Source organism: Lysobacter sp. KIS68-7 (assembly GCF_021284745.1).
Lineage (GTDB): Bacteria > Pseudomonadota > Gammaproteobacteria > Xanthomonadales > Xanthomonadaceae > Noviluteimonas.
Map to the genome: position 1 here is coordinate 1,413,590 of NZ_CP089925.1, position 6,411 is coordinate 1,420,000.

Genomic DNA, 6,411 nt, shown 5'->3' on the forward strand with positions numbered 1-6,411 from the left:
CGCGATGTTGTCGCTGCGCGTGTTCGAACGCCGCTACCTCGATCTCGTGAGCGAATGCTCGCACGACTCCCGCGGCTTCGGCGTCTGCCTGATCCTGATCGGCGACGAGACGGGCGTGCCTGCCACGCCGGCGAAATACGGCACGCAGGCGCGCATCGAAGACTTCACGACCGGCACCGACGGCTTGCTGCACCTGCGCATCCGAGGCGGCCGGCGCTTCCGCGTGGACACCACGCACGTCCGCGACAACGGCTTGCTGCTCGCCGACGTGGACTGGTGCGAACACGATCCCGACGACGAACTGCGGCCCGAGCACGCCACGCTGGGCATCGTGCTGCAGCATATCGTCGAGCAGATCGGCGGCGAGATGTCGAAAGCGCCGCCCGCGCGTTTCGACGACGCGGCCTGGGTCGGCTGGCGTCTCGCGGAGCTGTTGCCGCTGCAGGAATCGCAACGCCAATGCCTGCTGCAGATGGACGACCCGCACGCGCGGCTCGACAAGTTGCTGCTCTGGATCGACTGAGCGTGCGCGCCTAGCGTTCGCGCACGCGCAGCACCGGCAGCGTGGAATCCGGATGCACGCTTTCCACCGCGGTCATGCCGCGCAGGTCCTTGCGTAGCTGCGCATGCGCCGATCCGTCGTTCGCCACGGGGCGCCAGATGCCGAAGACCTTCACCGGACGCGAATAGGCCAAGCGTTGCGTCGTGCCGATCCAGAGCGGCGCACCGTCGCGCAATTGCTTCGGTGCGAGCCACAAGCGCAGGGCGAGCGCGTCGTTCGGGCCGACATGGCGGATCAGCAACATCGCTTCCGGCCGGCCATCGAGCGTTGCTGGCAGCACCGGTTGGCGTTCGGACGGGCGATTGTCGTCGAGCAGGCCGAGGATCTCGACCCAGTTCGCCTGCCGTTGCACGCGCCACCCCTTGTCCTGCAAGCGCTGGCGCAAGGCGAGGGCGGACCCGGCGTATTGCACGTCGAGTGCCCAGCGCCGGCCCGGATCGGATTCGTTGCGTTGCGCGGGCAGGCGCGTCCAATCGGTGTTCCACCAGGCGTCCATCGTGAGCGAACGTGGTGGAGGCTCCGGCGCGAAGCGGGCAAGCGTGGGCTCGATTGCGCGCGGCGCATGCCATACGGCAGCGATCGCGAAGACGCCGTAGAACCCCAACGCGAGCGGACGCATCCAGAACGAGCGCGCGACGTGCCGGCGATAGGCAATGCCGAGCACCAACACCCACGCGATGCCGAACAACATGCCGCCAAGGATGTCGCTCAGCCAGTGCGCGCCCAGGTACAACTCGGCGAAGCCCAGCAGCGTGACCAGCGCGCCGCCGACGAGGTACGGCCATGCGCGATCGCGCCCGGGCAGTTCGCGCGCGATGAGCACTGCGAAGAAACCGAAGGCGATCGTCGCCATCGTCACTTCGAGCGAGGGGATGCCGAACGCGTTGGCGTCGTGCTCCGGCAACAGGAGGCGCAGGCCACCCGTCAGTGCGAAGCCGAACGCGAGCGCCGCGAGCCAGTGCGCCGCGGCGGTCCAGCGGCGGCGCAGCAACAACCACAACAGCGCGGCCGCTGCGGCGGGACCGAGCACGACTGCGTCGCCCAGGGTGTCGAACCCCGCCATCAACCGGTCGGCGAGCGGGTTGCGCACGGCCGTCATGAAATCGCGCACGCGGTGGTCCAGGCCAAGCGGCCCGCCCCGGGCCCACAACGCGGCGAGCAACGCCGCCCAGGCCCACGCGATGACGAACAGGGCCGCGGCCAGGATCAGCAGCGAAGCCGATTCGGGGCGATTGGGATCGATCACGGCGCCCGCGTAACGGCCCAGGCGCGGATGCTCGCGCGACCAGCGCAGGGCTTGTTCCAGCAATCGATCCGCGTGTCCCGCGAACCAGCGCCACGTGTACAGCACCGCCGCCCACACCAGCGCGACCGCGGCGAGCAGCGCGCACATCACCAGCGCAAGGCGATCGGCGACCGCGGCCACCGCATCGTAGGACTTGCCGAAGATCCAACCCGGCGCAAGGAAGGCTCCGGCCCACAGCACGCATGCGAACAGGCTGATGGGCAGGTAGCGACGCAGCGGCATCCGCAGCATGCCGGCGATCGCGGGAACGAACGGACGCACCGCACCGACGAAACGCGCGATCAGCAAACCCTTCGCACCATGTCGCTTGAACACGCGCTCGCCGCGATCGAGCAATTGCGGGTAGCGACGGAAGGGCCAATGCCCGCGCATCTGCGGGCCCCAGCGATGGCCGATCCAGTAACTCAATCCGTCGCCGAAGAATGCGCCGAGCGCGGCGCACGTCACCGCGTAAGGCCCGTCGATGTGGCCCAGGCCCACGAGCACGCCAACGGCGAACAACAGCGGCAACGCAGGCACGACGATGCCCACGACGGCGAGCGCATCGCAAAAGGCGATGAGCAGGATCAGCAAGCCGGCCGCGCGCGGGTGCGCGGTGATCCAGGCGATGGTGCCGTCGAACCAGGTGGTGGGCATGCCCCGATTATAGGGAGCACAATGCACGCCTTCGTTGCACGAGGAGGCAGGCATGGCGGGCGCGCTCGCGGGCAGGACCTTGTTCGTCACCGGCGCATCGCGCGGCATCGGCCTTGCGATTGCGCGCCGCGCCGCGGCCGATGGCGCCAATGTCGCGATCGCCGCGAAATCCGCCGTCCCCAACCCGAAGCTTCCCGGCACCATCCATACGGCGGCCGCCGAGGTCGAAGCCTTGGGAGGCCGCGCCCTCGCCCTACGCTGCGACATCCGTGAAGAGGAGCAGGTGCAGGCCGCCGTCGCGGAAACGGTGTCCGCTTTCGGTGGCATCGACATCCTCGTGAACAACGCGAGTGCGATCTGGCTGCGCGGCACGCTCGACACGCCGATGAAGCGTTACGACCTGATGCAGGAGGTCAACGCACGCGGCACCTTCCTGTGTTCGCAGGCATGCCTGCCGCACCTGCTGAAGTCCTCGAACCCCCACATCCTGACGCTGGCGCCACCGCCGAGCCTGGAGCCGAAGTGGTGGGGCCCGCACACGGCCTACACGCTCGCGAAGATGGGCATGAGCTTCGCGACGATCGGGCTCGCGGCCGAGTTCGGTCCGCAGGGCGTGGCGGTGAACGCGCTGTGGCCGCGCACGATCATCGCGACGGACGCGCTGAACATGATCCCGGGCATCGACATCGCACGCTGCCGCAAGCCGGAGATCGTCGCGGATGCGGCGCACGCGATCCTCTCGCGGCCCGCGAAAGGCCTGCATGGCCGCTTCTTCATCGACGAAGACGCCTTGCGCGAAGCCGGCATCACCGACCTCGCACGCTACGCCGTCGATCCTTCGCAAACCCCGCTACCGGACCTGTTCCTGTGAAATACCTCCACACCATGATCCGCGTGCACGACCTCGACGCGACGCTGCGCTTCTTCAAGGACGGCCTGGGACTGCGCGAAACGCGCCGCATGGACAACCCGCAGGGCAAGTACACGCTCGTCTTCCTCGCCGCCGACGAAACGCCGGAGGCGGAGATCGAACTCACCCAGAACTGGGATTCGACCGAGGATTACGGCAGCGCACGCAACTTCGGCCACCTCGCGTTTCGCGTGAAGGACATCTACGCGACCTGCGCGCACCTGCAGTCGATGGGTTACACGATCAACCGCCCGCCGCGCGACGGGCACATGGCGTTCGTGCGGTCGCCCGACCTGGTGTCGGTCGAACTGCTGCAGGAAGGCCATTTGCCGCCGCAGGAGCCGTGGGCGTCGATGGGCAACACCGGCGTCTGGTGACGCGTCAGAGCCCGTAGCAGGCGAGGATCGTGTCGAACGCGCCCGGGTGCGCGACGTGTTCGGCGAACAAGCCCGCGGCACGCGCGCCTTCCACGTTGTCGAAGTTGTCGTCGAGGAAGAGCGTGTGGTGCGGCGCGTGGCCGAGCCGCTCGATCGTGATGCGGTAGATGTCCTGCGATGGCTTCGATGCGCGCAGCGTGCCGCTGCAGAACACGCGGCCTTCCAGCAGCGGGAACAGGCCGGGTAGCGCGTCGGGAAGCAGCGCTTCGAGCAGCACGCCGTTGTTCGTCAGCACGCCGACTTCCACGCGCTGCGCCAGGCGCGCAATGCGCGTGCAGGTTTCGGTGGTGCAGGTCATCGATGCAGTGCGCGCGGCCGACCAGGTCGCGCGGTCGACGGTGCAACCCAGGTGGCTGCCGAGTTCGGTGAGGTACACGTCGGTGGAGAGTTCGCCCGCGTCGTAGCGATCTTCCAGGCCGCTGCCGAACAAGGCCTCGTAGACCTCGTCGGCGGTGCGTCCGACGGCGTCGCCGAGATGCTGCAATCGCCGCGGGCGGTCGTACTCGACGAGCACGCCGTCGAGATCGAACAGCACCAGCGTCGGCGACGTGGAGGTCACAAGACCCGGAAGGCCGCGCGGGCCGCCTCGAGGGTCTGCGCGATGATCGCGTCGTCGTGCGCGCTGGACATGAAGCCGGCTTCGAACGCGGAAGGCGCGAGGTACACGCCCCGTTCGAGCATCGCGTGGAAGAAACGGTTGAACGCGGCCGTGTCGCACGCGACGGCCTGCGCGTAGGTATCCACCTGTTCGCCGCTGAAGAACAGGCCGAACATCGCGCCGACGCGCGTGGTGGTGAAGGCGATCTTCGCCTCGCGCGCGGCGGCTTCGAGGCCATCGCAGAGCGCGTTCGTCTTCGCTTCGAGCGCGTCGTGGAAGCCCGGCGCCTGGATCAGTTCGAGCATCTTCAGGCCCGCGGCCATCGCCACGGGATTGCCGCTCAGCGTTCCGGCCTGGTAGATCGGGCCGCTCGGCGCGATCTGGCGCATGAGGTCCGCGCGGCCGCCATAGGCGCCGACGGGCATGCCGCCGCCGATGATCTTGCCGAAGGTGCTGAGGTCGGGCGTCACGCCGTAACGCGCCTGCGCGCCACCAAGGGCGACGCGGAAGCCGGTCATCACCTCGTCGAAGATCAGCAGCGCGCCGTGGCGCGTGCAGAGTTCGCGCAGGTGCTGCAGGTAGCCGTCGCGCGGCGGCAGGCAGTTGGCGTTGCCGACGACGGGTTCGATGATCAGGCCCGCGATGTCGCTGCCGGTTTCGTCGAACAATGCGGTGGCCGCGTCGAAATCGTTGTAGGGCAGCGTGAGCGTGAGGTCGGCGAGCGCCTTCGGCACGCCGGGCGAGGTCGGGACGCCGAAGGTGAGCGCGCCGCTGCCGGCCTTCACCAGGAAACTGTCGCCGTGGCCGTGGTAGCAGCCTTCGAACTTGACGATGCGCGCGCGGCCGGTGGCGCCGCGTGCGAGGCGGATCGCCGACAGCGTCGCTTCGGTGCCGGAGTTCACCATGCGCACCATTTCGCAGCTCGGCACGATGCGCGAAATCGCTTCGGCCATCGTCACTTCCAGCGGATTCGGCGTGCCGAAGCTCAGGCCGTCGCGCGCGGTGGCGATGACGGCGTCGAGCACCGCAGGGTGGTTGTGGCCGACGATCATCGGGCCCCACGAACCGACGTAATCGATGTAGCGGTTACCGTCGACATCGATCAGGTGCGCGCCTTCCGCGCGCTGCACGAAGAAGGGTTCGCCGCCGACCGACTTGAACGCGCGCACGGGTGAATTCACGCCGCCGGGCATCAGCGATTGGGCGCGGCGAAACAGGTCTTGCGAGCGGCGGGTGTCCATCAGGGCCTCGTGGAATCGAACAGCGATCGGCAGTGGCGCGCGGCGGCAACAGGGTCGGGGGCGTCGAAGACACCCGAGACGATGGCGACGAGGTCGGCACCGGCTTCGATCAGGGGACGCGCATTGTCCGGCGTGATGCCGCCGATCGCCACCAGTGGCAGGCCGAGGCGGCGGGCCTCGTGCAGCAGCGCGGGCGTGGCACGGCGTGCGTTGGGTTTGGTGGAAGAGGGAAAAAAGGCGCCGAAGGCGAGGTAATTCGCGCCTTCACGGGCCGCGCTTTCGGCGCGCGTTGCGTCGTCGTAGCAGGAGACGCCGATGATCGCGGCATCGCCGAGCAGGGCGCGCGCGGCTTCGATCGCGCCGTCGTGCTCGCCGAGGTGGACGCCGTCGGCCTTCACGTCGGCGGCGATGCGTGCGTCGTCATTCACGATGAACGGGACGCCTGCGTCGCGGCAGGCCTGCGCGAGTTCGGCGGCTTGTGCGTGGCGCAGCGCATCGCTCGCCTGCTTGTTGCGGTGCTGCAGGAGCGCGGTGAAGGGGAGCAGCGGCTTCACGCGGGCGAGCAGGCGCGCCGTGTCCGGTTCGTCCGGTGTCACGAGGTAGAGCCCGCGGAGATCTTGACGGCCGTGCATGCGGAATCCGGATGGCGCGCTTCAAGTGGCGGCCCGGGGGTGGGACAATGCCCGGCCTGGCCGAACCCCCATTCTACGATTCCCATGAC

At 68.6% G+C, this 6,411-nt stretch carries 8 protein-coding genes (1 of these 8 running past the window's edge); 4 read left to right on the forward strand and 4 right to left on the reverse strand.

Annotated features, from left to right (window positions below):
• The first annotated feature begins 4 nt into the window (after positions 1-4).
• Positions 5-523, forward strand: a complete 519-nt coding sequence (locus tag LVB87_RS06715; RefSeq protein ID WP_232900502.1) for an LON peptidase substrate-binding domain-containing protein — start codon at positions 5-7, stop codon at positions 521-523.
• Between the two features lie 10 nt (positions 524-533).
• On the opposite strand, the gene LVB87_RS06720 is transcribed toward LVB87_RS06715, so the two are convergent.
• Positions 534-2,504 (reverse strand): VTT domain-containing protein, encoded by a 1,971-nt coding sequence (locus LVB87_RS06720; protein ID WP_232900118.1) that lies wholly within the window; start codon positions 2,502-2,504, stop codon positions 534-536.
• Between the two features lie 52 nt (positions 2,505-2,556).
• On the opposite strand from LVB87_RS06720, the gene LVB87_RS06725 reads away from it, so the two are divergent.
• Both LVB87_RS06725 and LVB87_RS06730 read left to right on the forward strand, forming a co-directional pair.
• Positions 2,557-3,375: an NAD(P)-dependent oxidoreductase gene (locus LVB87_RS06725; RefSeq protein ID WP_232900119.1), complete on the forward strand. Its 819-nt coding sequence runs from the start codon at positions 2,557-2,559 to the stop codon at positions 3,373-3,375.
• Positions 3,372-3,791, forward strand: a complete 420-nt coding sequence (locus LVB87_RS06730) for a VOC family protein (RefSeq protein WP_232900120.1) — start codon at positions 3,372-3,374, stop codon at positions 3,789-3,791. Before LVB87_RS06725 ends, LVB87_RS06730 begins: the two co-directional genes overlap by 4 nt.
• Before the next feature lie 4 nt (positions 3,792-3,795).
• Here LVB87_RS06730 and LVB87_RS06735 read toward each other — a convergent pair whose 3' ends face one another.
• Genes LVB87_RS06735 through thiE form a run of 3 tightly spaced genes read right to left on the reverse strand, consistent with a single transcriptional unit; the run spans position 3,796 to position 6,322 of the window.
• Positions 3,796-4,410 carry an HAD family phosphatase gene (locus LVB87_RS06735; RefSeq protein WP_232900121.1) on the reverse strand — a complete coding sequence of 205 codons (615 nt, stop codon included), beginning with the start codon at positions 4,408-4,410 and terminating at the stop codon, positions 3,796-3,798.
• A complete protein-coding gene (gene hemL, locus LVB87_RS06740; RefSeq protein WP_232900122.1) occupies positions 4,407-5,690 on the reverse strand; it encodes a glutamate-1-semialdehyde 2,1-aminomutase in 1,284 nt (427 codons plus the stop codon). Before hemL ends, LVB87_RS06735 begins: the two co-directional genes overlap by 4 nt.
• Positions 5,690-6,322 carry a thiamine phosphate synthase gene (gene thiE, locus LVB87_RS06745; protein WP_232900123.1) on the reverse strand — a complete coding sequence of 211 codons (633 nt, stop codon included), beginning with the start codon at positions 6,320-6,322 and terminating at the stop codon, positions 5,690-5,692. The genes hemL and thiE overlap by 1 nt, the downstream gene beginning before the upstream one ends.
• An 84-nt stretch (positions 6,323-6,406) precedes the next feature.
• On the opposite strand from thiE, the gene LVB87_RS06750 reads away from it, so the two are divergent.
• Positions 6,407-6,411 carry the start of a rubredoxin gene (locus LVB87_RS06750; protein ID WP_232900124.1) on the forward strand. The gene runs 187 nt beyond the window's last position, so only the first 5 of its 192 coding nucleotides appear in the window; the start codon lies at positions 6,407-6,409; its stop codon lies off the right edge, out of view.